Annotated in this window: 2 protein-coding genes; both read left to right on the forward strand. The window is 56.3% G+C overall.

Annotated features, from left to right (window positions below; genetic code table 11):
• The first annotated feature begins 25 nt into the window (after positions 1 to 25).
• Positions 26 to 958, forward strand: a complete 933-nt coding sequence (locus HFD87_RS22740; protein WP_167423954.1) for a hypothetical protein — start codon at positions 26 to 28, stop codon at positions 956 to 958.
• An 84-nt stretch (positions 959 to 1,042) separates the two neighbouring features.
• Positions 1,043 to 1,360, forward strand: a complete 318-nt coding sequence (locus HFD87_RS22745; RefSeq protein ID WP_167423955.1) for a hypothetical protein — start codon at positions 1,043 to 1,045, stop codon at positions 1,358 to 1,360.
• Positions 1,361 to 1,879: the final 519 nt, after the last annotated feature.

Here is a 1,879-nt window from a genome sequence, read left to right on the forward strand (position 1 = left end):
TAGTAACCATCAGAGGAGAACCAGCATGAACACACAGAACGTCAAAACCGCCGCAACCAAAACCACCGAAACCTGGGTAAAACAAAACTTCGACGTGCATCTGTCGATGCGCACAAATCGCCGGGTTAGTCTGGCGAAGCTGGAAGGCGATCTGATGAAGCACCGTGCTATGCAGAAACTGGGCGTTGATACTGAGGAGCTTTTCGATGACCTGCAGCTGGCAGTTGCGTGCATAACCACAATGATTGACAGGGGTGACATCGTCACACCGTCCGGGTATGAGCTGGCGTCGTCCGTGCGGTCTCTGGCTATCGAACTGTATCCTGAAGCGTGGGAAGCCGTGGATGGTCCTGATCTGCCGGAACTGGCATGGCTGCAGGCCGATGCTCCCGGATGTCGTGAGGCTGAGCGTCAGTTATATATTGAGAGTGCCCGTCCTTTTGGCGTCACCGTATGCGGCTGCATGGAGTTCCATGAGGATGATCGAAATCTTGGCACGTACTGGCAGGATGGGGCAGTTTGCCTGGGCCGTGCTGATTCCATCACGGAGGCAATGGAGTTGCTGGTTCAGGCTGATCTGAACAATGACTGGCAACTGAGCGACTACGATGCACTAAGCTTTCAGCCGAAGGTCGTCACGATCACCGACCTTGCACATCGAGTTGTGCTGCGCGGCAATGCCAGTAAGCTGGAATGGACTGTACCTGAAACCGATCCGGCGGAACTTGAACGGATCGCTGAACAGAAAGCGGCACTGCTGAGCCAGGCTGCATTCGAGTCAGGCTGGGATAACTTTGGTACTGCCCGCAGCTTACGCAGCGAGGCCGACTTACTCAACCTCAACGCCGTTCACGCCGTATGGCGGAACGATCCGGAAGTGGCTAAAGCTCTGAGAGAGTACCGGCATCCGTCAAAACGCCTCGATGAAACAGAAATCATGGAAAATATGGAATTTTAGTCCATCGCATGACTGGCGCTGCCTGGAATGCACTGAGCACCAGGCAGCACGTCCATGCTGGCGCGAAAGTAACAGGAGCTCCCCATGGTAAATAACACTGCACCCGATGTAAGACTGCCTGCGGCATTTTCGCAGCATGAATCATTGAAAATCGCTGACATCGGCTGTCTGGCCAGTTTCATGCAGCAGGATAGCTACGATGGTGCAGCCATCGCATCCGCCGCAGCGGCCATTAAGACATTCGCCAGTTGCACTGGACTGGACAATGAAAATGACCTGGCTTCAACAGCAATGACCGATCTTCTCGCCAACCTCATGCACCTCTGCAACGCGGCTGACCTGCCGTTTATAGAGCTGTTGCGCCGCGCCGGTGAACATTTCGAAAATGAAACCGAAAGCTGAATCCGTGCCGTGCAGGGCGCAAAGACTGCAGGCCTTACAGGCCAGGCAAAACCCGGTGCTGACGCACCGGCTATACCCCTCCGCGTTCTCTGTAGTCTGCCAGTCATGCCGGGTGTCTCTCTACTGTCTGTATGACAGCTCCGGTTGTGGCAATCATTCTGCGATTACTGCCTTTACTGACTAAACATCAACTTCAGGGGCCGGGACATGGCCACCTTCGGCTCCCCGGCTTTGCCGGGTCGTCAGTCCTACTGCGCTAACCGGCTTTGCCGGTAAGCTCCGCCGAACCCCTCCGGGTTTCGGACATAGGGCCTGATGGCTGAGGTCAAGGGCTGCAACCGGCTGTCGCCGGTGCTTCAACCGGGCGCGCTGCGCCCTTTAAGGGCGTCACGCCGTTCCGTCGTGACGACTGTGTTCATGCTCATCCCTGTGCTGTCACCCCTTTCCGGCTGGTACGGAGCGGAGGGCTTTTCGTAGCACAGTCATCCGTTCGCCCACTAGGGGTACGCTTCGCCGTTC

It is taken from the genome of Pantoea sp. EKM21T (assembly GCF_011800405.1).
GTDB lineage: Bacteria > Pseudomonadota > Gammaproteobacteria > Enterobacterales > Enterobacteriaceae > Pantoea > Pantoea agglomerans.